This is a genomic window from Lentzea sp. NEAU-D7, from assembly GCF_026242055.1.
Taxonomy (GTDB): Bacteria; Actinomycetota; Actinomycetes; order Mycobacteriales; family Pseudonocardiaceae; genus Lentzea.
Map to the genome: position 1 here is coordinate 266,278 of NZ_JAPJDL010000002.1, position 26,653 is coordinate 292,930.

The 26,653-nt window shown below is 70.7% G+C and carries 30 protein-coding genes and 2 pseudogenes; 17 read left to right on the forward strand and 15 right to left on the reverse strand.

From position 1 onward, the window contains the following. Positions 1–126 precede the first annotated feature (126 nt). The 4 genes and pseudogenes from ORI60_RS04605 (at position 127) to ORI60_RS04620 (ending at position 2,506) form a co-directional block, all read left to right on the forward strand. The gene (locus ORI60_RS04605) at positions 127–813 is read left to right on the forward strand and encodes an energy-coupling factor ABC transporter permease (protein ID WP_266034604.1); all 687 of its coding nucleotides are present in this window, start codon (positions 127–129) and stop codon (positions 811–813) included. Further along, positions 810–1,091, forward strand: coding sequence for a PDGLE domain-containing protein (locus ORI60_RS04610; RefSeq protein WP_266034606.1), 282 nt, complete (start codon positions 810–812; stop codon positions 1,089–1,091). The genes ORI60_RS04605 and ORI60_RS04610 overlap by 4 nt, the downstream gene beginning before the upstream one ends. Before the next feature lie 44 nt (positions 1,092–1,135). Beyond that, a pseudogene (gene cbiQ / locus ORI60_RS04615) lies at positions 1,136–1,729 on the forward strand (cobalt ECF transporter T component CbiQ); the annotation flags it as partial. Next, a complete protein-coding gene (locus ORI60_RS04620; RefSeq protein WP_266035444.1) occupies positions 1,718–2,506 on the forward strand; it encodes an energy-coupling factor ABC transporter ATP-binding protein in 789 nt (262 codons plus the stop codon). The pseudogene cbiQ and the gene ORI60_RS04620, both read left to right, overlap by 12 nt. Here the strand turns inward: ORI60_RS04620 and ORI60_RS04625 are convergent. Further along, a complete protein-coding gene (locus ORI60_RS04625) occupies positions 2,485–2,997 on the reverse strand; it encodes a TetR/AcrR family transcriptional regulator (protein WP_266034607.1) in 513 nt (170 codons plus the stop codon). The two genes, ORI60_RS04620 and ORI60_RS04625, sit on opposite strands and share 22 nt — an antisense overlap. A 73-nt stretch (positions 2,998–3,070) precedes the next feature. Here ORI60_RS04625 and ORI60_RS04630 point away from each other — a divergent pair, with 73 nt between their 5' ends. Together ORI60_RS04630 and ORI60_RS04635 are read left to right on the forward strand one after the other, a co-directional pair. After that, on the forward strand, positions 3,071–3,487 hold the full coding sequence (locus ORI60_RS04630; protein ID WP_266034608.1) for a nuclear transport factor 2 family protein: 417 nt from the start codon (positions 3,071–3,073) through the stop codon (positions 3,485–3,487). Next, positions 3,484–4,389 carry a phosphotransferase gene (locus tag ORI60_RS04635; protein ID WP_266034609.1) on the forward strand — a complete coding sequence of 302 codons (906 nt, stop codon included), beginning with the start codon at positions 3,484–3,486 and terminating at the stop codon, positions 4,387–4,389. The genes ORI60_RS04630 and ORI60_RS04635 overlap by 4 nt, the downstream gene beginning before the upstream one ends. On the opposite strand, the gene ORI60_RS04640 is transcribed toward ORI60_RS04635, so the two are convergent. Continuing rightward, positions 4,386–5,117 (reverse strand): RDD family protein, encoded by a 732-nt coding sequence (locus tag ORI60_RS04640; RefSeq protein ID WP_266034612.1) that lies wholly within the window; start codon positions 5,115–5,117, stop codon positions 4,386–4,388. The two genes, ORI60_RS04635 and ORI60_RS04640, sit on opposite strands and share 4 nt — an antisense overlap. A 19-nt stretch (positions 5,118–5,136) precedes the next feature. On the opposite strand from ORI60_RS04640, the gene ORI60_RS04645 reads away from it, so the two are divergent. Continuing rightward, entirely contained in the window at positions 5,137–6,144 is a 1,008-nt protein-coding gene (locus ORI60_RS04645) for a stage II sporulation protein M (RefSeq protein WP_266034615.1), read from the forward strand. Positions 6,145–6,151: 7 nt separating this feature from the next. Here ORI60_RS04645 and ORI60_RS04650 read toward each other — a convergent pair whose 3' ends face one another. The 6 genes from ORI60_RS04650 to ORI60_RS04675 all read right to left on the reverse strand — a co-directional run bounded on the left by ORI60_RS04650 (position 6,152) and on the right by ORI60_RS04675 (position 11,705). Beyond that, a complete protein-coding gene (locus ORI60_RS04650; RefSeq protein ID WP_266034618.1) occupies positions 6,152–7,441 on the reverse strand; it encodes a DUF58 domain-containing protein in 1,290 nt (429 codons plus the stop codon). Between the two features lies 1 nt (position 7,442). Then, positions 7,443–8,405 carry an AAA family ATPase gene (locus ORI60_RS04655; protein ID WP_266034619.1) on the reverse strand — a complete coding sequence of 321 codons (963 nt, stop codon included), beginning with the start codon at positions 8,403–8,405 and terminating at the stop codon, positions 7,443–7,445. Further along, positions 8,402–9,433 (reverse strand): DUF4350 domain-containing protein, encoded by a 1,032-nt coding sequence (locus ORI60_RS04660; RefSeq protein ID WP_266034622.1) that lies wholly within the window; start codon positions 9,431–9,433, stop codon positions 8,402–8,404. Before ORI60_RS04660 ends, ORI60_RS04655 begins: the two co-directional genes overlap by 4 nt. After that, positions 9,430–10,029 carry a DUF4129 domain-containing protein gene (locus tag ORI60_RS04665; protein ID WP_266034625.1) on the reverse strand — a complete coding sequence of 200 codons (600 nt, stop codon included), beginning with the start codon at positions 10,027–10,029 and terminating at the stop codon, positions 9,430–9,432. The genes ORI60_RS04660 and ORI60_RS04665 overlap by 4 nt, the downstream gene beginning before the upstream one ends. Further along, on the reverse strand, positions 10,016–11,056 hold the full coding sequence (locus ORI60_RS04670) for a glycerophosphoryl diester phosphodiesterase membrane domain-containing protein (RefSeq protein WP_266034628.1): 1,041 nt from the start codon (positions 11,054–11,056) through the stop codon (positions 10,016–10,018). Before ORI60_RS04670 ends, ORI60_RS04665 begins: the two co-directional genes overlap by 14 nt. Before the next feature lie 70 nt (positions 11,057–11,126). Then, a complete protein-coding gene (locus ORI60_RS04675; RefSeq protein ID WP_266034630.1) occupies positions 11,127–11,705 on the reverse strand; it encodes a uridine kinase family protein in 579 nt (192 codons plus the stop codon). A gap of 37 nt (positions 11,706–11,742) precedes the next feature. Between ORI60_RS04675 and ORI60_RS04680 the strand changes: the two genes are divergently transcribed. The 3 genes from ORI60_RS04680 to ORI60_RS04690 are packed head-to-tail and all read left to right on the forward strand — an operon-like array spanning position 11,743 to position 13,922. Then, a complete protein-coding gene (locus ORI60_RS04680; protein ID WP_266034633.1) occupies positions 11,743–13,092 on the forward strand; it encodes a replication-associated recombination protein A in 1,350 nt (449 codons plus the stop codon). A gap of 30 nt (positions 13,093–13,122) precedes the next feature. Next, a complete protein-coding gene (locus tag ORI60_RS04685; protein WP_266034636.1) occupies positions 13,123–13,260 on the forward strand; it encodes a hypothetical protein in 138 nt (45 codons plus the stop codon). Between the two features lie 26 nt (positions 13,261–13,286). Beyond that, positions 13,287–13,922, forward strand: a complete 636-nt coding sequence (locus ORI60_RS04690; RefSeq protein WP_266034639.1) for a maleylpyruvate isomerase N-terminal domain-containing protein — start codon at positions 13,287–13,289, stop codon at positions 13,920–13,922. On the opposite strand, the gene ORI60_RS04695 is transcribed toward ORI60_RS04690, so the two are convergent. After that, positions 13,919–14,497, reverse strand: coding sequence for a GNAT family N-acetyltransferase (locus tag ORI60_RS04695; RefSeq protein WP_266034641.1), 579 nt, complete (start codon positions 14,495–14,497; stop codon positions 13,919–13,921). The two genes, ORI60_RS04690 and ORI60_RS04695, sit on opposite strands and share 4 nt — an antisense overlap. Positions 14,498–14,942: 445 nt before the next feature. Here ORI60_RS04695 and ORI60_RS04700 point away from each other — a divergent pair, with 445 nt between their 5' ends. From ORI60_RS04700 to ORI60_RS04725, 6 genes are read left to right on the forward strand one after another with little or no spacing between them, the layout of a single operon-like run. Next, entirely contained in the window at positions 14,943–15,335 is a 393-nt protein-coding gene (locus tag ORI60_RS04700; protein WP_030481781.1) for a DUF948 domain-containing protein, read from the forward strand. Continuing rightward, positions 15,332–15,601: a hypothetical protein gene (locus ORI60_RS04705; protein ID WP_266034646.1), complete on the forward strand. Its 270-nt coding sequence runs from the start codon at positions 15,332–15,334 to the stop codon at positions 15,599–15,601. Before ORI60_RS04700 ends, ORI60_RS04705 begins: the two co-directional genes overlap by 4 nt. A gap of 59 nt (positions 15,602–15,660) precedes the next feature. Continuing rightward, positions 15,661–18,330 (forward strand): alanine--tRNA ligase, encoded by a 2,670-nt coding sequence (alaS, locus tag ORI60_RS04710; RefSeq protein ID WP_266034647.1) that lies wholly within the window; start codon positions 15,661–15,663, stop codon positions 18,328–18,330. After that, a complete protein-coding gene (ruvX, locus tag ORI60_RS04715) occupies positions 18,317–18,805 on the forward strand; it encodes a Holliday junction resolvase RuvX (RefSeq protein WP_266034651.1) in 489 nt (162 codons plus the stop codon). Before alaS ends, ruvX begins: the two co-directional genes overlap by 14 nt. After that, the gene (mltG, locus tag ORI60_RS04720) at positions 18,802–20,025 is read left to right on the forward strand and encodes an endolytic transglycosylase MltG (protein WP_266034653.1); all 1,224 of its coding nucleotides are present in this window, start codon (positions 18,802–18,804) and stop codon (positions 20,023–20,025) included. The genes ruvX and mltG overlap by 4 nt, the downstream gene beginning before the upstream one ends. A 2-nt stretch (positions 20,026–20,027) precedes the next feature. Beyond that, complete coding sequence (locus ORI60_RS04725; protein WP_266034655.1) at positions 20,028–20,846, forward strand: shikimate dehydrogenase; 819 nt, start codon at positions 20,028–20,030, stop codon at positions 20,844–20,846. A 243-nt stretch (positions 20,847–21,089) separates the two neighbouring features. Here the strand turns inward: ORI60_RS04725 and ORI60_RS04730 are convergent, their stop codons facing one another. The 3 genes from ORI60_RS04730 to ORI60_RS04740 all read right to left on the reverse strand — a co-directional run bounded on the left by ORI60_RS04730 (position 21,090) and on the right by ORI60_RS04740 (position 23,499). Beyond that, positions 21,090–21,392 (reverse strand): hypothetical protein, encoded by a 303-nt coding sequence (locus ORI60_RS04730; protein ID WP_266034657.1) that lies wholly within the window; start codon positions 21,390–21,392, stop codon positions 21,090–21,092. A gap of 89 nt (positions 21,393–21,481) precedes the next feature. Continuing rightward, positions 21,482–22,828 (reverse strand): ATP-binding protein, encoded by a 1,347-nt coding sequence (locus ORI60_RS04735; protein WP_266034659.1) that lies wholly within the window; start codon positions 22,826–22,828, stop codon positions 21,482–21,484. Further along, positions 22,825–23,499: a response regulator transcription factor gene (locus ORI60_RS04740; RefSeq protein WP_266034662.1), complete on the reverse strand. Its 675-nt coding sequence runs from the start codon at positions 23,497–23,499 to the stop codon at positions 22,825–22,827. The genes ORI60_RS04735 and ORI60_RS04740 overlap by 4 nt, the downstream gene beginning before the upstream one ends. 225 nt (positions 23,500–23,724) lie before the next feature. Here ORI60_RS04740 and ORI60_RS04745 point away from each other — a divergent pair. Then, positions 23,725–24,093: pseudogene (locus ORI60_RS04745) on the forward strand (phosphatase PAP2 family protein); the annotation flags it as partial. Positions 24,094–24,291: 198 nt separating this feature from the next. Here ORI60_RS04745 and ORI60_RS04750 read toward each other — a convergent pair. The 3 genes from ORI60_RS04750 to ORI60_RS04760 are packed head-to-tail and all read right to left on the reverse strand — an operon-like array spanning position 24,292 to position 26,627. Then, positions 24,292–24,558, reverse strand: coding sequence for an HPr family phosphocarrier protein (locus ORI60_RS04750; protein WP_170176508.1), 267 nt, complete (start codon positions 24,556–24,558; stop codon positions 24,292–24,294). Positions 24,559–24,588: 30 nt separating this feature from the next. Continuing rightward, entirely contained in the window at positions 24,589–25,875 is a 1,287-nt protein-coding gene (locus ORI60_RS04755; RefSeq protein WP_266034665.1) for a PTS transporter subunit EIIC, read from the reverse strand. Continuing rightward, positions 25,872–26,627, reverse strand: a complete 756-nt coding sequence (locus tag ORI60_RS04760) for a GntR family transcriptional regulator (protein WP_266034668.1) — start codon at positions 26,625–26,627, stop codon at positions 25,872–25,874. Before ORI60_RS04760 ends, ORI60_RS04755 begins: the two co-directional genes overlap by 4 nt. Between the last annotated feature and the right edge of the window lie 26 nt (positions 26,628–26,653).

A 26,653-nucleotide genomic window follows, 5' to 3' on the forward strand; every position in this document is an offset into this window, starting at 1 on the left:
ACGGATCTAACCGCAGAAGTCATCCGATGACTAGCGGGCGGTGTGACCATCACCGCGTTCTTGCCCGCAAATCGTTGTTGCAACGTTCTAGCCGTAGCCGAGGTTCGGCAATTAGCGTGACGACTCATGTCACCTGTTGCCATGCACATGAGCGACGGTCTGCTGAACGCGCCGGTGTCGGTCGTCCTGCTCGCCATCGCGGCGGCCGGCGTCGGGTTCGCGTTGGTCAAGGCCCGTGTGGACCTCGACGACCGCACGGCGCCGATGGCCGGCCTGGTGGCCACGTTCATCTTCGCCGTCCAGATGATCAACTTCCCGATCCTGCCCGGCGCCTCCGGGCACCTGCTGGGCGGTGCGCTCGCGGCGATCCTGGTCGGCCCGTACGTCGGCGCGCTGTGCGTGACGATCGTGCTCGTCGTGCAGGCGCTGCTGTTCGCGGACGGGGGCCTCACCGCGCTGGGCGCCAACATCACCAACATGGCGCTGATCGGCACCGCGAGCGGGTTCCTCGTCGCCGTCGCGCTGCGCAAGGTCGCCGAGCGGGGCAAGGGCGGTCTCGCGGCCGTCGCGTTCGTCTCCGCGTTCGTCAACACCCTGCTGGCCGCCACCGGCTTCGTCGTCGAGTACGCGATCGGCGGCGCGGGCGGCGTGGAGATCGGCAAGGTCGCGCTGCTGATGTGGGGCCTGCACGCGTTGATCGGCATCGGCGAGGGCCTGATCACCGCCGTCACGGTCACCTCGGTCGCGTCGATCCGGCCTGACCTCGTCCACCTGCTCAAGGGCAGCCGGAAGCCGCTGGAGGTCCGGTCGTGAAGAAGTTCTTCATCGGGTTCGCGTTCGTGTCATTGCTGATCGCGGGAGTGCTGTCGTACTTCGCGTCCGGCGACCCGGACGGCCTGGACAAGACCGTCGAGGACACCGGCATCGCCGAGCACGCGCAGGAGCACCCGTTCTCCGGCAGCACGTTCGCCGACTACGCGCTCGGCGGTGACGACAAGTTCACCGGCCTCGCGGGCGTGCTGGGCGTGGTCGTGGTGCTGGCCGTGTCGTTCGGCCTGTTCTGGGTGCTGCGCAAGAAGTCCGACGCGTAGTGGGCGGCGCCCACGACGTCTTGCACCACGCCGGCGACTCGCCGGTGCACCGCCTCGCGCCGCACGTGAAGATCCTCGTGGCGTTCGGGGCGGTGCTGGGCGTCGTCGCGACCCCGCGCACGATGTTCCCGCTGTTCGGCCTGTACCTGCTCTTGATCGTCGCGGTGTGGTTCGTCGCGCGGGTTCCCGTGCTGTGGTTCGTGAAGCGCGCGGTGATCGAGGTGCCGTTCGTGGTGCTCGCGTTCCTGCTGCCGATCTTCGGCACGGACCCGCGCACCGACTTCCTCGGCTTCTCGGTGTCGGTCGAGGGTTCGCTGGCGGGCTGGAACATCCTCGCCAAGGGCACGCTGGGCGTCCTGGTCAGCCTGACCCTGGCCGCCACGACGGCGCCGGGAGACCTGCTGCGCGGTCTGCAGGCGTTGCGCGTGCCGGCGCCGCTGGTCATGATCGCCACGCTGATGCTGCGGTACGGCGAGGTCGTCGTGGGCGAGGCGAGGCGCATGAGCGTCGCCCGCGTCTCCCGCGGCGACGACCCGCGATTCCTGTGGCAGGCGGGCGCGGTCGCCCGGTCGGTCGGCACGTTGTTCATCCGGTCCTACGAACGCGGAGAGAGGGTGCACCTCGCGATGGTGTCGCGCGGCTGGACGGGCAGGCCGGGAGGCTCGGCGACGATCGTCCCCGAGACCCCTGCCGCCGCTGCCCTGGAGGTCTCGAAGCTCGCCTTCGCCTACCCGGACGGGCATCAGGCGCTGTTCGGCGTCGACCTGCGCGTCGAACACGGCGAACGCGTCGCGGTGCTCGGGCCGAACGGTGCCGGCAAGACCACCTTCGCGTTGCACCTCAACGGAGTTCTCGGCGGCGGCTCGGGGTCGATCTCGGTCGCCGGGCTGGAGGTGCGCAAGGAGAACCTGCGCGAGATCCGCCGCCGCGTCGGACTCGTCTTCCAGGACCCCGACGACCAGCTCTTCTGCCCGACGGTGGGGGAGGACGTCGCGTTCGGGCCGCGCAACTTCGGGATGTCCGATGTGGACGCCCGCGTGCTGGAGGCGTTGCGGTCGGTGGGGATGGAGGCGGTCGCGGACCGCTCGCCGCTGCACCTGTCCGGCGGTCAGCGGCGCCGCGTCGCGCTGGCCTCGGTGCTGGCCTGCTCGCCGGAGATCCTCGTGCTGGACGAGCCGTCGGCGAACCTCGAACCGGTGGCACGCCGTGAGCTCGCCGAGCTGCTGCTCTCGTTGGCGCCCACCATGCTGATGGTCACGCACGACCTGCCGTTCGCGCTGCAGATCTGCCCCCGCAGCGTGCTGGTCGACGACGGCGTGGTGGTGGCGGACGGACCGACCCGCGAGATCCTCGCGGACTCCGCGCTGCTGGCCCGCCACCGCCTCGAACTGCCCTACGGCTTCCGGCTCGACTGAAGCCCGCTCAGCACGATCTGAAGCAGCACGGCGGGATTCGCGCCCTCGTGCATGCTCTGCAGCATCCCCTTCATCAGCGCGACGAGGTCCCTCGTCGTGATGTCGCCGCGGACGGCCCCCGCCTCCTGCGCGCGGGCCAGCAGCCCGCCGAGGGTGGCGTGCAGGCTGTCGCGCAGCTCTGACGGCACCGCGATCGCGTCGGACATGTCCCGCTTCGCCGTCGCCTCGTCCGCCATCTTGCCCAGGAACGCGAACAGGTCCGCGCCGGCGTCGGCCGACGGTTCCGCCGACGCGATCATGGCCGACACGCGCGCTTCCGTGACGGCCTGGAACAGCGCCTGTTTCGTCGGGAAGTGCCGGTAGACGGTGCCGGGACCGACTCCAGCCTTCGCCGCGATCTCGTCCAGCGGCACGTCGAAGCCCTGTTCCGCGAACAGCTCCCGTGCCGCGACCAGCACCTTCTCGCGATTGCGAGCGGCATCGGCCCTCATCGTTGCCAACCGGGGCGTGCGTTCCGTATCTTGCTAACCGGGGTCACCGTTCCGATTCTACGAGGGGCACACCATGACACGCACACCAGCACAGATCGTGGAACACGTCCGGCGGCAGGTGGCGGGGGAGCAGGGCCACGACTCGTTCGCCGACCTGTTCACCGAGGACGGGGTGATGGCCTACCGCTTCCCGGCGCCGTTCCAGGAGCCGGAGATCAGGGGCCGGGACGCGATCCGGGCCTACTTCGACAGGATGAGGGGCGCCCGCGTCCGCGAGAAGATCGAGATCCAGCACGTGGAGGCGATCACCAGGCTCACCGACGACCCGGACGTCGTCGTCGCCGAGTTCACCCACCGCGGCTGGTCGAAGGTGAAGCAGGACTACTACACGTTCACCGCCGTCGGGATCATCCACTTGCGCGACGGCGAGATCGTCCGCTACGACGACTACATGAACCCGTTGCTGCTGCAGGAACTCCTCGGCGCATGACCTTCGACCTGTCCGCCTGGTGCGCGTCGGAGCTGGGGAGTCCCGTGGCCGAGGTCCTCTACGAGAGGGTGTCGATCTCCACGGTCTCCGGCGTGCGCCTGGCCGACGGTCGCGAGGTCTACGTGAAGGCCCGCCCGGACGACGGCCGCGCCGCGTCCTGCGTGGCCGCGCAGGCGTCGCTGGCGTCGCGGGGGTTCCCGTGCCCCCGCCCGCTGACGCCGGTCGTCGTCGCGGGCGGGCTCGCCGTGCACGCCGAGGAACCGTTGCCCGGCGGGGAGATGCTGCTCGGCTCCACCCCGGACGTCGCCCGGCGCTACGCGGCCGTCTTCGCCCGGCTGATGGCCCTGCTGGCCGGCGTCTCCGTCCCGCCGCCGCTCCCGTCGCCGCGCTGGGCCCGCTGGGACCACACCGATCAGGGTCTGTGGCCGGCGATCGGCTTCCTCGACGCGCGGGACCAGAGCGCGGTGCCGTCCCTCGTCACGGAGATGGCCTCGCGCGTGCGCAAGCGGTTGCTGGCCACCTCGCTGCCGTGCGTGCTGGGCCACGCCGACTTCGAGGCGCAGAACCTCCGCTGGCAGGACGGCGAGGTGCTGGCCGTGCACGACTGGGACAGCCTGGCGTGGCAACCGGAAGCGGCCCTGGCCGGTGCCGCCTCCGGAGCGTTCGCCAACGTGCCGCCGCCGGGCCTGGTGCCGGTCGAGAGCTCGGCGGCGTTCCTCGAGACCTACCAGCTCCTGCGCGGGCGGGCGTTCTCCGCGGAGGAGCTGGAGGTCGCGTGGGCCGGGAGCATGTGGACCGCCCTGCACAACGCGCGGTGGGAGGTCCTGCACGGCGATCCGACGCCGTCGGGTGACGCCGTGCGGGAGCAAGGGGCCGAACGCCTGCGTCTGGCGAACGCCTAGGCGGCTGCGCGGCGCCGGCGCTCCGCCAGCACCGCCGACAGGTACGGGTGCGGATGCGTCTGCTCGACCCGCGGCGACCGGATCGCCGCGCCGACGTCGTCCGACAGCCGCGACCCCAGATCCCACCGCGCCTGCTCGTTCAGCTCGTGGTAGCGGCTCAGGTACTGCCGCACCGCCAGCACCAGCTCCTCCGGCAGCTGCGACAGGTCGAGCCCCGACGCCCACTGCGCGAGCTGCGGCGGCATCGTGGCGAGCTCGACCTCCTGGCTCGGCACGCGGGTGTGGATCACCACGGTGCCGGCGAGGTAGTCGCCGACCCGCTTGCCCTGCGGTGAGAACAGGGAGACGAACAGCGCGATCGCGCCGGCCAGTCCGAGGACCCAGAAGTCCACGATGAAGCCTGTGAGCGAGCGCACCAGGGCGTGGCGGAAGCGGATCGCGCCGCCGTCGTCGCGCACCACGCGCAGGCCCATGGCGAGCTTGCCCAGCGAACGGCCCCGCGTCGCGGTCTCCATCGCGGTCGGGAAGCCGATCATCACGGCGATCAGCAGCGTGAGCGCCACCGCGTCCTGCAGCGCGTTGTCGAGGTCGATCGGCGCGACCAGGAACAGGAGGACGAGCAGGCCGAACTGCACGGCCACGTCGATCGCGAACGCGACCGCCCTGCTGGCCAGCTGTGCGACGCGCAGGTCCAGAACTACGGCTTCACCGGTGACGAGGTCCCCCACGCGGATAGTGTGACTCATCGTGGATCTGGACGTCTTCATCGAGCGCCACCGCGAGTCGTGGCAGCGGCTCGACCACCTGGTCAGGCAGTCCGGGAAGCTCAGCGGGGCCGAGGCCGACGAGCTGATCGAGCTGTACCAGCAGGTGACGACGCACCTGTCGGTCGTGCGCAGCCAGATGCCGGACCCGGCCACGGTCGAACGGCTCTCGGCGCTGGTCGCGCGGGCGCGGTCGGTGCTGACGGGCACGCACACGCCGGCCTGGCGGACGTTCACGCGCTTCTTCACGCACCGGTTCCCCGCCGCGGTCTACCTCGGCTGGCGGTGGTGGGTGCCGGCTGGAATCGCGTTCTACCTGGTCACCGGCATCATCGCGGCGTGGATCGCGTCCAACCCGGACGTGCAGGCGAGCATCGCCGCGCCGGAGGAGATCCGGGAGATGACGAGGGTCGGCGGCGGGTACGAGTCCTACTACTCCAGCGATCCCGCCGGGTCGTTCGCGGCGAAGGTGTGGACGAACAACGCCTGGGTCGCCGCGGCCTGCCTGCTGCTCGGCGTGCTGTTCGCGATCCCGCCGGTCTACCTGCTCTTCACCAACGCCCTCAACGTCGGCGTCGGCATCGGTCTGATGTTCGGCGCGGGCCGCGGAGGGTTGTTCCTCGGACTGCTGGCGCCGCACGGGCTGTTGGAGCTCACGGCGGTGTTCGTCGCTGCGGGCATCGGCATGAGGCTGGGCTGGCAGGTGATCGACCCCGGCAAGCGCACCCGCGCCCAGGCCCTCGCCACGGAAGGGCGGTCGGTCGTCGCGGTGGCGCTCGGGCTCGTCGTGGTGCTGCTCGTGTCCGGTGTGCTGGAAGGGTTCGTGACGCCTTCCGGGCTCCCGACGTGGGCGCGCGTCGGCATCGGCGCGGTGGCCGAGGTGCTGTTCCTGCTGTACGTCTTCGTGATCGGACGCCGAGCCGCGCGGCAGGGCGAGACCGGCGACATGGACGCGAGCGAACGCGAGGACGTCGCGCCCGTCGCCGTCTGAACAGGACCTAGAGCTTGCCCGCGGCCTTCAACGCGAGATAGCGGTCCGCGAGAGCGCGAGGCAGGTCGTCGGGCAGTGCGTCCACGACGTCGACACCGTGCCGTGCGAGCAACGCGGTGAGACGCCGGCGTTCGGCCAGAGTGCGTTCCGCGGCGGCGGCCGCGTAGACGGCCTCCAGGTCTCCGCGTCCGGCGGCCATCGCGTGCACGGCAGGGTCGGACACCGACGCGATCAGCAGGTGGTGCCGCGTGGCCAACGCCGGCAGCAGCGGCAGCAGGCCGTGCTCGATCGACGGCTCCAGCGCCGTCAGCAGCACGACCAGCGAGCGGCGACCGGCGCGCCGGAGCACCTCGGCGACGGCGCCGCGGGCGTCGAACTCGACCAGTTCGGCCTCCAGCGGTGCCATGGCCCGCACCAGGACGGGCAGCGTCGCCCGCGGCACCGAGGCGCGCACCTGGTGGCTGAACGCGAGGAAGTCGACCTGGTCGCGGGCCTGCGATGCCAAGGCGGACAACAACAACGCGGCGTCCATCGCCGTGTCCAGGCGCGGCAGGCCGCCGAGAGCGCCCTCCACGCGGCCCGCCGAGGTGCGGGCCGTGTCGAGCACGATCGTCACCTGCCGGTCGCGTTCGGGACGCCACGTGCGCACCACGACATCCGACGAACGGGCCGACGCACGCCAGTCGATCGAGCGCACGTCGTCACCGATGACGTACGTGCGCAGCGAGTCGAACTCCGTGCCGGCGCCCCGGATCAACGAGGCGCGGCGGCCGTCGAGTTCGCGCAGGCGTTCCAGCAGCGGAGGAAGGTGACGACGGCTGTGGAACGGAGGCAGCGCGCGCACGGTCCACGGCACGACGTGTGAGCCCTGCCGTGCCGCGATGCCCAACGGGCCGTGGGAACGCACGGTCACGCGGTCCGCAACGCGATCGCCACGACGCACAGGACGTAGCTCGAAGGACAGCACACGCGAACCACCAGCGGGCACGTCGACCGCGACCCGATCGGCGACCACACCGGCAGAAGGCGCCCATGCGTCACGAAGAACGCCACGCAGCCGACGGCCGGGGTTGTGCACCGTCAGCTGCACCACACACGGCTCACCTGTGCGCACCGCGGTCGCGCCCGCGCGCGAGAACGTCAGCCGCCGCACGCCGGCCGCCAGCACCAGGTCGACGGCCACGCACAGCACCAGAAGGCCGAACAGGACGAGAATCCCCTGCCACGAGGGCAGAACAAGCCCGACGACGAGAACCCCGATGAGCGCGAGCAGCCCCGCGCGGCCCGTGAGCGCCACGTCAGCGCGGCACCTGAACGGCGCCGAGCACGCCGTCCAGCACGCCGTCCGCCGTCACGCCCTCCAGTTCGGCCTCCGGGCGCAGCTCCAGCCGATGCCGCAACGCGGGCCGTGCGAGAGCCTTCACATCGTCCGGCGTCACGTAGTCACGGCCCGAGAGCCACGCCCACGCCCGTGCGGCGGCCAGCAGAGCCGTTGCGCCACGGGGAGAAACGCCCAAACGCACGGCCGGGGACTGACGGGTCGCACGGCACACGTCCACGACGTACGCGATCACCTCGGGAGCCACGGTCAGTGCGCGCACGGCCGCCGTTCCCGCCTCCAGGTGAGCGGCGTTCGCGACCGGGCTCAACGAGGACAGGTCGCGCGGGTCGAAGCCGGAGGCGTGCCGCGTCAGCACGTCGATCTCGTGCTCCCGCGCCGGGATCGGCATCGTCACCTTGAGCAGGAACCGGTCGAGCTGCGCCTCGGGCAACGGGTAGGTGCCCTCGTACTCCACCGGGTTCTGCGTCGCCACGACGATGAACGGCGCCGGCAGCGGCCGGGTCCTGCCGTCGGCGGACACCTGCCGTTCCTCCATCGCCTCCAGCAGCGCGGACTGCGTCTTCGGCGGAGTCCGGTTGATCTCGTCGGCGAGCAGCAGGTTCGTGAACACCGGTCCCTCGCGGAACGAGAACGCCGCGTTGTGCGAGTCGTAGACCAGCGACCCCGTCAGGTCGCCGGGCATCAGGTCCGGCGTGAACTGCACACGCGTCGTGGACAGGTCCAACGCGCGCGCGAGAGCGCGCACGAGCAACGTCTTCGCGACGCCCGGAACACCCTCCAGCAGCACGTGCCCCTTGCACAGCAACGCGAGGATCAACGACGTCACGGCGGCGTCGTTGCCCACCACGGCCTTGCCGATCTCCGCGCGCAACGCCACCAGCGCCGTACGGGCTTCCTCGGTGGTGACCACTGCCGTCATGCCTTGCGCACCTCGTTCTCCAGAGCATCGAGCGAGTGAGCCAGCGCGACCAACCCCCGGTCGTCCACCGGCTCCTTGTCGTAGAGCAGCGCCCGCACCGAGGTGACGGGACGCGAAGTCCTGCGGGCGATCTCCTCGGACGGATCGTCGCCCTGCGGCACCCCCAGCAGCGGTGCCAGCCGGTCACGCGTGGCCTGCCGCAGCACCGAGGCGGCGTGGGAGGCGGCGTGCGAGCGGCGGTACAGCCGTGCCCTGCCCTTCACGGTCTCGGCGGCGCGCACCACGACCGGAAGCGGTTCGGGCACCACGCGGCCGAGCCTGCGCGCCCGCCACAACGCGATCAGCACGGCCGCGACGCCGAGTTGCAGGGCGCCGTACTTCCAGCCGTCCGGGATCAGGCCGGTCAGCGACTTCTGCTGCGACCTGTCCGCCTCCGACGGCACGTACCAGACCAGCCGTTCGTGCTGGCCCAGCAACGACAACGCGAGTGCCGCGTTGCCCTCCTCGTCGACGTCGCGGTTGGTGAAGATCCCGCCGTACCCGATCGTCGTGACCGTGCCGGTGCGGACCAGCGTCGAGTCGTAGCAGCTCTGCTCGCCCTCGTAGGTGAACCCGCCCATGGTCGCCGGCCCGGCCCTGTCCGCCAGCGGGCAGCCGGGCTGACGGGTCTCGGGCTCCAGCCGGCTCCTCCCCCCGGCGGGCGCGAGGAGCACGGTCGCGGAGGCCCGCCGGGTCAGGTCCTCGAGCCGTTGCGGGTCGATCAGGTTCGGCTGCGTCACGAACAGCGTCGCACCGTCCACGGCGGACGCGCTGTCGGTGAGCTCGACGCGCACGCCGTTCTGCTCCAGCAGCCGGGCGACCGCGTGGCTGCCCTCCGGCCGGAACGACCGGGGGTCGAGCGCGCCGCCCTCGCCGCTGCCGCGCAGCAGCGTGATCACGATCGCCGCGAAGAGGATGATCACACCGATCAGCACGGGTCCGCGCGCCGCGCTCCAGATCCTCGGGGCGTCCGGGGAGACCGCCGTCATCCGCGCACCTTGCCGTCCACGGAGACCACCCTCTGGTACCCCTCCACCGTGGCGGGCCTGCCGCCGTACCAGACGTCGTCGAACTGCACCGCCGCGCCGCGCAGGTCCTCGGCGAGCACCGGAAGTGCCTGGCCCGCCTCGAAAGCGACCTCGTCCACGGTACGACCGGCGCGTGCGTCGAGCACGCCGCGTTGCTCCAGCTCGCGCACGACCGCGCGGAAGCGTTCGCGGACGGCCTCCGCCAGGTCACCGGCCGCGGCGGCCTTCTCGGAGGCGGCCCGGTGCTCCGCCGCCGTCATGGCGGTCGAGCCGAACACGGAGTCGTCCGACCGCAGCGCGCGGGCGGTGGCCCCGACCCGGAGCCGGACGATGATCACGACCAGCACCACCACGGCCACGACGACCGCGACCGCGGTGACGCCGCTCATGCCACCCGCCCCGGCGAACAGCTCGCCGAGGCGGGTCAGCACCCAGTCGATGGCGCGTTCCAGCGGGTTCGGGTCGTCGGAGACGTACGCCGGGTCGCGGAGCTCCCGGACGGCCGCGTCCCTCGCCTCGTCGCGGCCGAGATCTACCGGTACGTCAGCTGCCGCCATGCCCCGCGGCCCGCTGGAGTTCGATGTCCATGCCCTCGGACCGCATCCGGCGGTCGACGTAGACCAGCACGCTGACCGCGGAGCTGAACGGGAGCGCGATCGTCGAGGCGATGATCGCGCCCAGCGTGACCAGGATCAGGTAGCCCGCGCTCAGCACGGCGGCGTTGGTGTCGAAGCCGGTGGTCGCGAGGCCCAGCGCCTCGAACGGCAGGCTGATGATCCAGGTGATCACCGCGCCGATCAGGCCGGCGACCAGCAGGATGCCGAACGTGCGCCACCACGCGCCCGTCACGAGCTTCCTGGACCGGCTGAACGCGGTGCCGACGCCGCAGCGCTCCAGCACCAGCGCGGGCGTGACCAGGGAGAACAGCACCCACAGCCAGACCGCCACCAGGAAGGCGACGAGCAGGCCGAGAGCGAGCACCCAGCCGGAGTCCGCCAGCACGCCCAGCAGGCCCATCACGACCGGGGCGGCCATGATCAGCAGGCCGTAGAGCAGCGTCGCGCCGAGCAGCGGGAGCAGCCGGGGCTTGAACTCCTCCCACGCCTGCGCGAACGTCACCTGCCTGCCGAGCACGGCGTGGCCCGCGACGACCGTGATGAAGCCCGAGAGGAACACGGTGCCGATCAGCTGCAGCAGGACGCCGATCAGCGTGCCGCCGAGGGCACCGGCGAACGTGCTGAGCAGCTGGTCGCGCGTCGGCGTCGTGTTCGGGTCGAGCGCGGTGGAGAGGTCGGCCAGGAACGGCAGCTGCACGAGCAGGCCGACGATCTGCGTGATCGCGGCGACGACGGCGGCCGCGCCGATGATCAGCTTCGGGTAGCGCCGCATCGTCGTGATGGCACCGTCGATGATCTCGCCGAGCGCCAGCGGGCGCAGCGGGATCACACCGGGCTTGATCGTCGGCTGCGCCGGAGGCGGAGGGGCGTTGTAGCCGTACTGCTGCTGCCCGTACTGGGGCGGAGGCTGCTGCTGCGGCTGGTTCTGCGGCTGGTCGGGTGACGACCAGCCCGGCGTCTCGGACATCTCGGCTACCCCCGGTCGTGGTGTGAGCGGCATCCTGCCAGATCAGGGCCACCGGCACCCGGCAACCCGATCACGAAACGAGCTCGGTCCGCGCCCTGGCGGGAGTCGTGCGCCGCATGCCCGCGCTGACGCACCTCTTCACCACCTGCGGCTGCTCGCGCATGAGCCGCAGGCCGCGCCTGACCAGCGTCGGCACCGGCTTGCGGGCCTCGGCCACGTCACGGGCGAACCGGCGCACGAACGTGACGGGAGGGCTCGGCGCGAGCACGATCGCGTCCCGCAGCACCCCGGCCTCCCTCGCGCCCCGGACCAGCAGGTCCGCGAACAGGCCCTCCGCGATGAACGCGGGCGCGCCGCCCAGCTCGATCGTCTGGGTGCCGACCGCGCGGTCCTCGCTGATGGAGTAGACCGGCGCCTCGACCCTGCCCGTGTCCGACAGCTCGATGACCGCCCGCAGCGCCTTGTCGGCGTTCCACGAGCCGACGTCGTCCCAGTCGGCCCTGCCGTGGTCGTCGCGGGGGAGCAGCGGGTCGTCGCCGTCGCGGTAGAAGTCGTCGAGGCGCAGCACCGGCCAGCCGAGGTGGGCGGCGAGTGTCGACTTGCCTGAGCCGGAGGGTCCGGCGAGCAGCACGGCACGAGGGATGGGCACGGAACGCGATCCTCGCACATGTCCTAGGCTCGAACGCATGAGCGAAGGTCTGTTCGACGAGGGCCTCTTCGGCGCGACCGACGAGGAGAAGGCCCAGCGCATCGCGGCCAACGCCCCGCTGGCCGTGCGGATGCGCCCGGCCGCGCTGGACGAGGTCGTCGGCCAGGACCACCTGCTCGGGCCGGGTGCCCCGCTGCGCCGCCTGGTCGAGGGCGCCACGCCGGCGTCCGTGATGCTCTACGGCCCTCCCGGCACCGGCAAGACGACGCTCGCGACCCTGGTGTCGAAGGCGACCGGCCGCCGTTTCGTCGCGCTGTCGGCGTTGTCGGCCGGGGTCAAGGAGGTGCGGGCGGTCATCGACGAGGCCCGGCGCCGCCTGGTCCGGTCCGGCGAGGCGACGGTGCTGTTCATCGACGAGGTCCACCGGTTCTCCAAGACCCAGCAGGACGCACTGCTGGGCGCGGTCGAGGACCGCATCGTGCTGCTGGTCGCGGCCACCACCGAGAACCCGTTCTTCTCGGTCGTGTCGCCGCTGCTGTCGCGCTCGCTCGTGCTGCAGCTCAAGTCGCTGACCGACGACGGAGTGCGCGCGGTGATCCAGCGCGCGGTGTCCGACGAACGCGGCCTCGGCGGGTCCGTGGTGCTGGAGCCCGAAGCGGAGGACCACCTGATCCGCCTGGCCGGTGGTGACGCCCGCCGGTCGCTCACGGCGCTGGAGGCCGCCGCGGACTCGGCGCTGGCGTCCAACGACGGCGTGATCACGCTGGAGCTGCTGGAGTCCACCGTGGACAAGGCGGCGGTGCGCTACGACCGCGACGGCGACCAGCACTACGACGTGACGTCGGCCTTCATCAAGTCGATCCGCGGCTCGGACGTCGACGCGGCGCTGCACTACCTCGCGCGGATGATCGAGGCGGGGGAGGACCCGCGCTTCATCGCGCGGCGGCTCGTGATCCACGCCAGCGAGGACGTCGGCATGGCCGACCCGACGGCGTTGCAGACGTGCGTGGCGGCGGCTCAGGCCGTGCAGCTCATCGGCCTGCCCGAGTGCGCCCTGAACCTCGCGCAGGCCACGATCCACCTCGCCACCGCGCCGAAGTCGAACGCCGTCACCACCGCGATCTACGCCGCCATCGAGGACGTCCGCAAGGGCGCCATCGGTTCCGTGCCCGCGCATCTGCGCGACGGGCACTACGCGGGCGCGGCGAAGCTGGGCAACGCACAGGGTTACCGGTACCCGCACGACGTGCCCGAGGGCGTGCTGACGCAGCAGTACGCGCCGGACGACCTGGTGGGGCGCGACTACTACGAGCCGACCGGGCGCGGCGGCGAACGCGCCCTGGCGGAGCGGCTGCCGAAGCTGCGCCGGGTGATCAGGGGCGAATGAACCGCTCGGCGGTCCGCGCATGATCGACGCGTGGAACTCGTACCGCACCGGTTCTTGTTCGTCTCGGGCACCATGGGTCTCGACCCGTCGGGCAACCCCGGCGCCATCCTCGCCACGACGCTGGTCAGCGACTGGCTGGTGGAGATCGAGGTGATCGCGGCCGCGTGACGCCGCGCCCGAGTAACTTCGCTCAGGTGACCATCAGAGAAGACTTCCTGACCACCGCCCGCATCGCCCTGGAACTCCTGCGCCACCAGCAGGTCGCGCGGCACTGGGACCAGCCGAGCGCCCTGCCGGAGTTCGGCGTGAGCGGCCTGGCCGGGCACGTGGCCTACCAGGCGCTGCCGCTGCCGGACATGATCGGGACCCCGCCCGGCGACGAGCCGGTGGTCTCCCTGATGGAGCACTACGCGCGGGCCCAGTGGACCGACCTCGACATCGACTCCGAGTTCCACACCCGCATCCGCGCGGGCGGCGAGAAGCTCGCGGCGGAGGGGCACGGCGCGCTCTGCGACCGGTTCGAGCAGACCCTCGACGAACTCGCGAAGTCGTTGCCCGGTCAGGAGAACCGCGGTGTGCGCATGCCGCACTGGGGCCCGTGGTCGGTGTCGCTGGAGGAGTACCTCGTCAGCAGGCTGATGGAGTTCGTCGTGCACTCCGACGACCTCGCGGTGAGCGTCGGGCTCGACACACCCGAGTTCCCGCGCCAGGTCAACGAAACGGTCATCGACCTGCTGACCCGGATGGCGCTCAACAAGCACCGTGCGATCGACGTGGTGCGCGCGCTCAGCCGCAAGGAACGCGCACCGCAGGACATCACCGCGTTCTAGCGCTTGCAGACCATCAGCAGTGCGAGCTTGCCGGGCAGCATGATCTCGTCCGCGGCCACGAACCCGCCGGCCTCGAACGACCTGATGGCCCGCGTGTTGCGCACGTCCGGCTCGAGCACGATGCGCGTGCAGTGCGGGTCAGCCTCGAACAGCGCGTCGGTGAGCCGGGGGAGCAGCGACCGCACGAGACCGAGGTCGGTCATCGCCAGCTCGCCGACGGCGAGGTTCAGCCCGAGGTCGTGCGGCCTCGCCTGGTAGCAGCGGGCGACGGCCTGCCGGGCCGCGCGGTAGATCTCGGTGTAGATCACCGGACGGCCGTGCCAGCCGATCAGCACCGGCCGGACGTCGTCCCCCGCGAGCAGCTCCGCGAGCCGGCGTTCCCACTGAGGCAACGTCCATGCCTGCCGCCGGAACGCCGCCACGTGCGGCGCCTGGTTCCAGCGGTGCACCAGGTGCAGGTCGTATCCGTCCGCGCGCGCCACGCGGGCGTCCCACGGCATCGGCAGGTCAGGGACCGGCGGGGCGTCCGCCATGAGCTGCAGCCGATAGGAGTCCAGGTGCGACACCGGCTTCACGAGGCCTCCTGAGCGGATCAACTTAGGGTTGCCTAACTTCCACTGGCAAGGCCGCCGCTGTCAAGCCCTGGGTGACCGGTATTTCACAGGCTGTGACGGCCGTGCGTCAATGAGCGGTCCCGTATGTTCTCGTCATGCTGGAGACCCAGCGCGAGCCGGTGCCCCGTGTCGACACCGGTGAACTGGACATGTTCCAGCGCCGGAGCCGAGCGCTGCTGGTTCACCCGCACCCTCGCCGGTGACGAGGACTACCGCGCCGCCATCGCGGACAGCACAGGGCGATCCGAGCCGCCGACGGCGGTCCCGGTCGACGGAGCGCCGAAGTCGCTGAGGTGGGGCCACAGGTCGTTGAAGATCAACGAATGGTGCCGCCCAGCCGGGTGTCGGACCCACCCGGTAATCTCACCCGCAACCAAGCCCGAACGCCTGTTCACCAGGAGGATCCGTGTCGCCAGGGTGGCTCGCCGCCGGTGCTTTCGTGCTGCTCGTGCTCATCGTCGGGGTCGTGGCGATCAAGGCCGCGCGCTTCTTCGACGAGGCCACGATCGCGATGCGCAAGGCGCATGAGAACACGGACCCGTTGTTCACCGAGGCCAACACGACGCTCACACACGTGAACACGCAGCTCGAACGCGTCGACGGCATCACGGCCAACGCGCGCGCCGTCACGGGCAACGTCTCGGCGCTCACCAGCCTGTTCACCGCCACTCTCGGCGGTCCGCTGGTCAAGGCCGCCGCGCTGTCCTACGGCGTGAGCAAGGCCGTCAAGGCCCGCCGCAAGGCCGCCGAACAGCCGAACAAGCACTCCAAGCGCCGTCCCAGGCGAGGTGCGAAGTGAGCCGTCTCTTCTGGTTCGGACTGGGTGCCGCGGCCGGGCTGTTCGCCGCGAAGAAGGCCTCCGAGGTCACCAAACAGGCGACTCCTGCCGGCATCGGCGCTAACGTGGGTGAAGGCCTGCGCGAACTCGCCGGCGCCATCGGTTCCTTCGGGGCCGAGGTGCGCGCGGGAATGGCCGAACGGGAACAGGAGTTGCAGGACACCGTGGAACGTCAGACGGGATTCACGCCGGGGCGCCGAGCGCCCAGGGCGAACGGGAAGCACTAGCACCGTTCGCCTCGTGACCATGCCCTGACTCTTCCCCAGCAACACACAAGGAACTTCCCGTGCAGACCCACGAGATCATCAAGCGCTTCCGCGAGCACTTCGAGAACGCCGGGCACAAGTACATCCCCAGCGCCTCGCTCCTGCTCGACGACCCGAACCTGCTGTTCGTCAACGCCGGCATGGTGCCCTTCAAGCCGTACTTCCTCGGTGAGGCCCCGCCGCCCGCCCCGCGGATGACGAGCATCCAGAAGTGCGTGCGCACGCCCGACATCGACGAGGTCGGCAAGACCACGCGCCACCTCACGTTCTTCCAGATGGCCGGCAACTTCTCGCTCGGCGACTACTTCAAGGAAGACGCCATCCGGCTGGCCTGGGAGCTGATCACCAAGTCCCAGGACGAGGGCGGCTACGGCTTCGACCCCGAGCGCATCTGGGTGACCGTCTACGAGACCGACGACGAGGCCATCGAGCTGTGGCAGAAGGTCGCCGGCATGCCGCTGGAGCGCATCCAGCGCCGCGGCGTCGAGGACAACTTCTGGTCGATGGGCGTCCCCGGCCCGTGCGGCCCGTGCTCGGAGATCTACTACGACCGCGGCCCGGAGTACGGCAAGGAGGGCGGCCCGGTAGTCGACGAGGACAGGTACCTGGAGATCTGGAACCTCGTCTTCATGCAGAACATCCGCGGCGAGGGTGGTGCCAAGAAGGACTACCCGGTGCTCGGTGAGCTGCCGTCGAAGAACATCGACACCGGCATGGGCGTCGAGCGCGTCGCCTACCTGCTGCAGGGTGTCGACAACGTCTACGAGACCGACCTGGTCCGCGCCGTCATCAACAAGGCCGAGGAGCTCTCCGGCCGCAAGTACGGCACCAGCGAGGTCGACGACGTCCGCTTCCGCGTCATCGCCGACCACGCCCGCAGCGGCGTGCTCCTGGTCGGCGACGGCGTCACGCCCGGCAACGAGGCCCGCGGCTACGTGCTGCGCCGCCTGCTGCGCCGCATCGTGCGCAGCAGCCGCCTGCTGGGCGTGAACGAGCCGGTGCTGCAGCAGTTCGCCGAAGTCGTCCGCGACTCGATGGGCGAGGCCTACCCCGAGCTGGTCAGCGGCTTCGCCCGCATCCAGCAGGTGCTCAAGGCCGAGGAGGACACGTTCCTGCGCACCCTCGACGCCGGTTCCCGGATCTTCGAGGGCGCCGCCGCCGAGGTGAAGGCCGACGGCCGCGCCACGCTGCCCGGTGACAAGGCCTTCCAGCTGCACGACACGTACGGCTTCCCGATCGACCTCACGCTGGAGATGGCCTCCGAGGCCGGCCTGTCCGTGGACGAGGACGGGTTCCGCAAGCTGATGGCCGAGCAGCGCGCCCGCGCCAAGGCCGACGCCGCCGGCAAGAAGACCGGCCACGGCGACCAGTCGGTGTACCGCGAGCTGCTGGAACAGGGCCCGACCGAGTTCACCGGTTACACCGAGCTCGCCTCCGAGGCCACGCTGCGCGGCATCGTGCTGAACGGCGCTCGGGTGAAGTCGGCTCGCGAGGGCGACATCGTCGAGGTCGTCCTCGACCGCACGCCGCTCTACGCCGAGTCCGGTGGCCAGGAGTCCGACGCCGGCACCATCGTCACGGCCAACGCCGAGCTCGAGGTGCTCGACGTGCAGAAGGTCGCCCGCAAGCTGTGGGTGCACCAGGTGCGCGTCCGGTCCGGCGAGGTCAGCGAAGGCGAGCACGTCGAGGCCCGCGTCGACCCGGAGTGGCGCGTCGGTGCCCGCCAGGGCCACTCGGGCACGCACGTCGTGCACGCCGCCCTGCGGCACGTGCTCGGCCCGTCGGCCCTGCAGAGCGGTTCGTACAACAAGCCCGGCTACCTGCGTCTCGACTTCGCCTGGACCGGTGGACTGTCGGCCGAGGCCCGCAGCGAGATCGAGGAGGTCTCGAACCTCGCCGTGCGCAAGGACCTGCCGGTCAGCGTCGTCTACACCGACATGGCCGGTGCCCAGGACATGGGTGCCGTCGCCCTGTTCGGCGAGACGTACGACGAAACTGTGCGCGTCGTCGAGATCGGTGGCGAGTGGTCGCGCGAGCTGTGCGGTGGCACCCACGTCGAGCACTCGTCGCAGATCGGCCCGATCACCCTGCTGGGTGAGTCCTCGGTCGGTTCCGGCGTGCGCCGCCTGGAGGCCTACGTCGGCATCGAGGCCATGCGGTTCCTGGCCAAGGAACGCGCCATCGTGCAGAACCTCTCCGACATGCTCAAGGTCACCTCCGAGGGCCTGCCCGAGCGGATCGAGTCGCTGGTCGAGCGCCTGAAGTCCGCCGAGAAGGAGCTGGAGAAGGTCCGCGCCGCCGAGCTGCTGGGCAACGCCGGCGCCCTCGCCGACAAGGCCCTCGACATCCGCGGACTGTCGCTCGTGGCCCTGGGCCTGGAGGGCGTGCCGGGCAACGACCTGCGCACCCTCGGTGGCGAGGTCCGCAACCGCCTGGGCAGCAAGCCCGGTGTGGTGGCCCTGTTCTCGGTCGACGGCGACAAGGTCAGCTTCGTGGTGGCCACCACGGCCGCCGCTCGCGACCTGGGGCTGGCCGCCGGCAAGCTCGTCCCGGTGTTCGGCCCGGCCATCGCCGCCCGAGGTGGCGGCAAGCCGGACCTCGCCCAGGGCGGCGGCACGAACCCGGCCGGCGTCACCGACGCCATCACGGCCCTGACCAACGAACTGGACAAGGTGCTTGAACAGCGCTGATGTTCCTGGTGTCGACGATCCGGGCCTCGGACGGAGGCTCGGCGTCGACGTCGGATCGGTTCGCGTGGGGGTCTCCCTCAGCGATCCGGCACCGTTCCTGGCGACGCCGCTGGTCACCCTGCAACGCGACCAGAAGAACGGCTCGGACCTCACGGAACTCGTACGTCTCGTGGCCGAGCATGACGTCGTAGAAGTCGTGGTCGGCCTGCCGAAGACACTGGCCGGCAGGCACGGCCCCGCGGCGGAGGCAGCGACCGCGTACGCTGCGGCCTTGGCCGGACGCATCGCCCCGGTACCGGTGCGGCTCAGCGACGAACGCCTGACGACGGTCGTGGTGAGCCGGGTGCTGGCACAGCGCGGTGTGAAGGGCAAGAAGCAGCGGGCCGTGGTCGACCAGGCTGCTGCTGTCGAGATCCTGCAATCTTGGCTGGACGCACGGGCACGGTCGGTGCCCGCCCGAAAGGACGAGGCGTGAGCGGCGACGATCTCGGGTTGTTCACAGACCCCGAAGCAGACGAGCGCAAGCCGGTCAGGAAGCGCGACCGCGAGCGTGACAACGCCCGCGCCAAGGCGAAGAAGCGCAAGAAGACGGCCTTGTGGCTCGTCGTCGCGCTGATCCTCACCGTGGGCATGGGCGGTGCCTACTACGGCTACCGCGAGCTGCGCGACATCGGCTCGTTCGAGGACTTCGCGGGCGGCGGCGAGGTCGACGCCATCGTCGAGGTCCAGGACGGCGACCCGGTCAGCAAGATCGCGTCGACCCTGTACGACAACGGTGTCGTCGCCTCCGCGCGCGCCTTCGTCGAGGCCAGCAAGACCGACACCCGCGTGACGTCGATCCAGCCCGGCTTCTACCTGATGAAGACGAAGATGTCGGGCCAGAACGCGGTGGCCCGCATGATCGACCCGAAGACCAGGGTCCCGGCCGTCCAGATCGTCGGTGGCCTGAAGCTCACCGACATCCAGGCCGACGGCAAGGCCGTCCCGGGCATCTACTCCAAGCTCGCCGCCGCGAGCTGCACGGAGAAGGACGGCGCGAAGGTCTGCCTGACCGCCGACGAGATCAAGGCCGCCGCCGAGCAGACCGACCCGGTCGCCCTCGGTGTGCCGGACTGGGCGCTGGCCGATGTGAAGCGCGCCGATCCCCAGTTCCGCCTCGAAGGCCTGATCATGCGCGGCGTCTACCAGGTCAAGCCCGGTGTCACCGCGGTCGAGCTGATCCGCAGCGTCATCGTGTCCTCGGCCCAGAAGATGCAGGGCGCGGGCATCCCGGGCGGCACCATGAACACCGGCTTCCGCCCCTACGAGGTCCTCGTCATCGCCTCGTTGATCGAGAAGGAAGCCATCGAGAAGGACTTCGGCAAGGTCTCGCAGGTCATCTACAACCGGATCGCGAAGCCGATGCCCCTGCAGTTCGACTCGACCATCAACTACAAGAACAACCAGCCCCACATCCGCACGTCCGACGCGGACCGCAACGCGCAGCAGCCGTACAACACCTACATCAACCCCGGTCTGACGCCGACCCCGATCGGCTCACCGTCGCAGCAGGCGATCGCCGCGGCGATCAAGCCGGAGGGCGGCGACATCCTGTACTTCGTGAAGTGCCAGAAGGACGGCACGTCGTGCTTCGCGAACACGTTCGAGGAGCACAACGCGAACGACCAGAAGGCTCAGAAGGACGGCGTCTACTAGTGGTGCGCAAGGCCGCTGTGATCGGTTCGCCGATCGAGCACTCGTTGTCCCCCGTGCTGCACAACGCCGGGTACGCGGAGCTGGGTCTCGACTGGGAGTACACCCGCCTGGAGTGCTCCGAGGCCCACGTGCCCGCTCTGGTCTCGTCGCTGGGGCCGGAGTGGGCGGGCCTGTCGTGCACGATGCCGACCAAACGCGCCGCGCTGGCGTTCGCGTCGGTCGTGACCCCGCGGGCGGCGGCCGTCGGAGCGGCGAACACGTTGGTGCGCCACGGTTCCGAGTGGCACGCCGACTGCACCGATGTGGACGGTGTCGTGGGAGCGTTGCGGGAGAAGGGTTTCTCCGGCGGCTCGCACGGCGTCGTGCTGGGCGCGGGCGGCACGGCCACGGCCGCGCTGGCCGGGTTCGCCGAGCTCGGGATCTCCTCGGCCTCCCTGGTGGTGCGCGATCCCGCGCGTGCGGCGGAGGCCCTGGAGACGGCGTCACGGGTCGGTGTCCCCGTCGAGGTGCTGGAACTGTCCTCTGTGGACCTCGCGGTGCTCGCCGGTGCCGCGGACGTGGTCGTGTCGACGGTGCCGGCCGAGGCCACCGTGCCGCTGGCGGACTCGCTGGCGCGGGCGCCCTACGTGCTGGACGTCATCTACCACCCGTGGCCGACGCCGGTCGCGAAGGCCGTCGAGGCCTCCGGGGGCCGCCTGGCCACCGGGCTGGACATGTTGCTGCACCAGGCTTTCGGGCAGTTCGAGCAGTTCACCGGCAAGCCCGCGCCGCAGGAGGCCATGCGTGCCGCGCTGGCCGGGGCACTCGCCGCGCGGTCGTAACTTTCGGCTTGATCTTGGTCTGTCCGGTACCGGCGTGGGTCGGTCGTGTGGTTGCCTGCACACGACTCGTTTGACTCCGGACGATGTGCCACTCGGCCGGAGTCGCCACATGCCGGTGTTCCTCGCCTTGGGAGGGCCGGCGGGCGGGACGCACGGGTGTGTCCGCCGGGGGCTCCGCTTGGGCGTGGGCCGACCGGTTCCGGCACCACGGCCGCCGGTGCGTCCTGCCCCACACTCATCGGCCTAGGGGCAGTACTCGTCGGGAACCGGGGCCACCCCGGCCACCTTCGCGCGGCTGGCCAGAGCTGTGCAGTGCACCTGCAAGGCTCCCCACTTCGTGGTCGGCGGCGCGATGTCCTCCGGCATCACGATCACGTCCAGCACGGGGATCGCCTTGGACGACGTCGCGGGCACCTCGGTCACCAGCCCGAGCTTCTTCTCCTCGTCGTTCGGGCCGGCCAGCAGCAGGTTCATCGCGGTCGTGATGTCGACGGTGCCGGTGTGGTCACGGGTGCGGCGCACCAGGCCGTCGCGTGCGGCCGTCACGAGGTAGATGGTCAGCGTGTGCGACGAGACGGTCGGCGCCTCGGCTCCGGTGAGGATCGGTGTCGGGCGGATGCCGCAGGCCGTGAGGGTCAGGAGGGCAAGCGCAAGGTGAAGACCGCGCCGCCCGAGGGCGCGTTGGCCGCTTCGATGGTGCCGCCGTGGAGGCGTGCGTTCTCCCATGCGATCGCCAATCCCAGTCCGCTGCCCTCGGAACGGGAGCGGGCCGTGTCTGCCTTGTAGAAGCGGTCGAAGATGTGGGGGAGGGCGTCCTCGGGGATGCCGGGGCCGTGGTCGGCCACCTCGACGACACCCGGTCGCACGGACACCCGCACCGGCACGCCGCCGTGCTTCAGCGCGTTGCCCACGAGGTTGGCGACGATGACGTCCAGGCGGCGGCGGTCGACCCTGGCCACCACGCCCTCGGGCAGGGACGCCTCGACGGACGTGGCCCAGCCGCGGGCGGCCAGGGTGTCGCGGACCGCGGTGCCGATGTCCCAGTCGTCCAGTTCGAGGAGGTTGCGGCCCTCGTCGAAGCGGGAGATCTCCATCAGGTCGTTGACCAGGCGGGTCAGCTTGCGGGTCTCGGCGGAGACCAGGCGGGCCGCGACGGCCGTGTCGGGCGGCAGCGCGTCCGCGTCCTCGTCCAGCACGGCGGTCACGGCGTTCATCGCCGTCAGGGGCGTGCGGAGCTCGTGCGACACGTCGGCCACGAAGCGGCGGGAGGCGGCCTGGGAGGCTTCCAGCTGTTCGGCGGCCTGGTTGAACGTGCGGGCCAGGTCCGCGAGCTCGTCGGAGCCGCGCACGTCGACGCGGGTGTCCAGCCGTCCGGACCCCAGCGCGCGGGCGGCGGCGCCGAGACGGCGGACGGGGCGCAGGAGCCCTCGCGCGGTGAACAGCGCGACGCCCAGGGCCAGGGGGAGCACGAGGCTGACGCCCACCCAGGCGGCCGTCGAGAAGCTGTCGATGGCGGTCTGCGGGCCCCTCAGGTACAGCAGCGCCCACACCTCCACGCCCGTGGGCGTGCCGTCCGCGCGGACCAGCGGGATGCCCACGACGACGTACGGGTCGGTCAGGTCCGTGCGCCGCTGCCAGAGGGTCGTCCTGCTCGTCTTGAGCCTCTCGCGCATCTCGGCGGGGACGAACGACGGATCGGGGCCGCTGGTGGAGCGCAGGCCCTCGTAGACCACGACCGCCGAGCCGCGCAGGAAGGAGCCGAAGCCGTCCAGGTCCTCCTGCGCCGGAGGCACGGTCAGGCGGGGCGCGTAGTCGCGGACGTCCTGCACGAGCGGGTTCATGAAGCCGTCCTGCGCGTCCTCCAGCAGCAACGTGCGGGCGGTCGCGTAGGAGGCACCCGCGGCTCCCACCGCGCCGAGCACCGTCAGCAGCAGGAACGCGGCCATCAGCCTGGGACGCAGGCCGCGCACCAGCGACCTCATCGGGGGCCGAAGCGGTAACCGAAGCCGCGCACCGTGTGGACGAGACCGGGGTCGGAGGGCACGTCCTCGATCTTCGCGCGCAACCGCTGCACGCAGGCGTCGACCAGCCGCGAGTCGCCGAGGTAGTCGTGCTCCCAGACGGCCTCGAGGATCTGCTGGCGGGTCAGCACGCGGCCGGGGGTGCGGGACAGTTCGAGCAGCAGCTTCAGCTCGGTCGGGGTCAGCGCGACCTTCACGTCGTTCTTGAGCACCTGCAAACCTGCCCGATCGATCACCAGCGAGCCGTGCCGTTCGACCGACGACGGCTCGGCGACGGTCCGCCGCAGCACGGCGCGGATCCGGGCCTCCAGCACGCGCGGTTCCACGGGCTTGACCACGTAGTCGTCCGCGCCCGCCTCCAGGCCCGCCACCACGTCGAAGTCGTCGCCGCGCGCGGTGAGCATGATGATCGGCACCTCGGCGTGCGCGCGCATCCGCCGGCACGTCTCGAAGCCGTCGATGCCCGGCAGCATGATGTCGAGGACCACGATGTCGGGACGGGACTCGCGCAGCTTCTCGACGCCTTCCTCACCCGTTCCCGCTGCTCGGACGTCGTGTCCCTGACGGCGCAACGCCAGCCCGAGTCCTTCACGCACCGAGGGGTCGTCCTCGACCAGCAACACCATCGCCACGAGATCCATTATCTGCGGGAGACCGCACCGGCGCCGGATCTGTAGCGGAACCATGACATGGCGTGGACGTTCCCGTGGACCGGCTCGCGGAGTGTCGAAGCCATGGCCGGAAGCTTGCTGGGATTCCTCTTCACGTACTTCGCGCTGGTGTGGACGTCGTTCGGGCAGAAGGCGGAGAACGCCGCGTTGCCCGAGCTGTCACTCCAACGCTCGTGGGCGTCCAACATGGACATAGCGATCATCGCCGCCGCCATCCTCGTGGTTCTCTTCGCACGCAAGAAGTCGCTCACGCCGTTGCTGCTGCTCGGCGGTTCGGTGCTGGGAGCGCAGGTCCTGAAGCTCCACGTGCTGGTGCGGCCGCCGCTCGACGACGACGCGGTCCTGGTGCACAACAGCTTCCCGAGTGGACACACGACGGCCGCGGTGGCGTCGGTGATCGCGGTGGCGATGGCGGTGCCCAGGCGGTTCGCGCTGGTCGTGGCGGTGCCCGGGGCGCTCGGCGCGGGGGCGGTCGCGGCGGAGACGGTGTCGCTCGGCTGGCACCGGTTCAGCGACACGCTCGGCGCGGCGCTGCTGGTCTCGACGCTCGCGTTCCTGGTGCTGCGCAGGTGGACCGCGGGGCTGGTCGTGCCGCCCGCGCTGGCCGTGGGAGGCGTCTGGCTGGTCGTGAGCTACCCGCAGGCCACGCCGCCGGCTCTCGCCGGCGTCGTGACCGCGGGTGTGGTGCTGCACTTCGGGTGGGTCGTGAGCGGTCTCGGCCGTCGGGGCGATCAAGACCGCTCACGACCGGGATCACTCGTCGTGATCGGTGGCGATCAGCTCCGCGATGGCGTCCAGAGCGGCGTCCGCTCCGTCCCCCTCGGCGCTGAGCACCACCTCGTCACCGTGCATGGCGCCCAGGGTCATCAGACCCAGAACACTCGCCGCGTCAACGGCTTCGCCGCCGTCCTTGGCGATGCTGACCGTCACCGGCTGGTCGGCGGCGGCCTTCGCCAGCAGTGCGGCAGGCCGGGCGTGCAGTCCGACCTTGCTGGCCACGGTGACCCGTCGCTCGGCCATGATGGTTCCTCCCGGTAGAGCTGGTTTCGCTTACTGCTGGTCGTTCGTGGTGCGCTTCGGCTTCTCGCGCACCGCCGTGTCACCACTGCTGCCGACGATGCTCTCGTCGGCCTCCGGGGACTCGTCGTCCTCGCGGCCCGGCGTCTTCAGGTTCCACTTGCTGATGACGAAGCGGAACAGGAAGTAGTAGATCGCACCGTAGATCAGGCCCAGGATGATCAGCATCCACGGCTTCTGGGAGATGTTCCAGTTCAGGATGAAGTCGATCGCACCGGCCGAGAACGAGAAGCCCGAGTGGACGTCGAGCGCGTTCGAGATCGCGAGCGACGTACCGGTCAGGAACGCGTGGATCAGGTACAGCGGCCACGCCACGAACATGAACGCGAACTCCAGCGGCTCCGTCACACCGGTGATGAACGCGGTGAGAGCGGCGGAGCCCATGATGCCGCCGATGAGCTTGCGCTGGCTGGGACGTGCGGTGTGCACGATCGCGAGCGCGGCTGCCGGGAGGGCGAACATGAGGATCGGGAAGAAGCCGGTCTGGAACGTGCCGGCCGTCGGGTCGCCCGCCAGGAAGCGCGGGATGTCGCCGGTCTTCTCGTTGTACTCGCCGAACTGGAACCACACGACGTTGTTGACGATGTGGTGCAGGCCCAGCGGGATCAGCAGGCGGTTCACGACACCGTAGATGAAGGCACCGATGATCGTGCTGCCCGTGACCCACTCGCCGATGGCGGTCAGGCCCGCGTCGAACCACGGGTAGACCAGGCCGAGCAGGACGCCGACGATCGTCATGACACCGGCGACGATGATCGGGACGAACCGGCGGCCACCGAAGAACGCGAGGTACGGAGGCAGCTTGATGCGGTGGTACTTCTGCCACAGCAGGGCGGTCAACAGGCCGACGACGATACCGCCGAGGACACCGTAGTTGATCACCTCGGGCTTGGCGGCCGGGTCGGTCGGCTGGTCGAGGACCAGCGGCGACATCGCCTTGAAGACGCTCGTCAGCACGACGTAGCCGACGACGCCGGCGAGCGCCGTGGAGCCGTCACCGCGCCGTGCGAAACCGACGGCGATGCCGACGGCGAACAGCAGCGCGAGGTTGCTGAACAGCGCGTCGCCCGCCGCACCGATCACGGAGGCGACGGCGTTCCAGCCCAGGCCGTCCTTGCCCAGCATGTCGGGTTGACCGAAGCGGAGCAGCAGGCCTGCCGCGGGCAGCACGGCGATCGGCAGCATGAGGCTGCGACCGAAGCGTTGCAACGTGGCGAGGCCCTTGATCTCACGACCACCGGTTGCGGCGTCCGTGCTCATCGGGTTCCTCCCTTGGCGGAGTTGGGTCCGGTACCCGGGACGGTCCGGTCCAGTTGCATGGTCACCTGGTAGAGATCGCCCCGGTACCAGGAGGTCACGTCTTCGCAGGGCCGCCCGTCGGAGCTGGCGACCCTCCTGAACACGAGAAGCGGGCTGCCCTTGCGGACGTCGAGCGCCTTCGCGGTCTCCGCGTCGGCGGTCTCGGCCCACACGGTCTGCCGCGCGTGGTCGAGCTGAATTCCGTACCGGGTCGCGATGATCTCGTAGATCGATCCGGTCAGGTCGCAGCGGTCGAGCTCGGGAAGCATGTGCGGGCTGTACCAGCCGGCTTCGAGCGCCAACGGTGCCCCGTCGGCCTTGCGCAGCCGCACGACGCGGTACGCGTACTCGTCGGACTCGAGGCCCAGCGAGGCCTTCGAGCCGGGTGCCGCCTGGCCGCAGCTGATCACCTCGGTGCTGGGTTCGACCCCGCGCGCCTTCATGTCCGAGGTGAACGAGGCGAGGAAGAGCTGCAGGTCGTAGCGCCGCTTGGCGGTGAACGTCCCACGTCCCTTGGCCCGCGTGAGCAGGCCGTCGGCGACCAGCTGGCCGACCGCGGCCCGCACGGTGATGCGGGAGACCCCGTACCGCTCGGCGAGATCGCGCTCGGACGGGATCGGCGAGCCGGGAGCGAGCTCCTGCTCTGCCAGCCGCCGCAGGATCTCGCGCAGCTGCGCGTGCTTCGGCTTGGGGCCGTCCACGATCTCGTTCACTCGCTCACCTCCTCGCTAGTGGTACT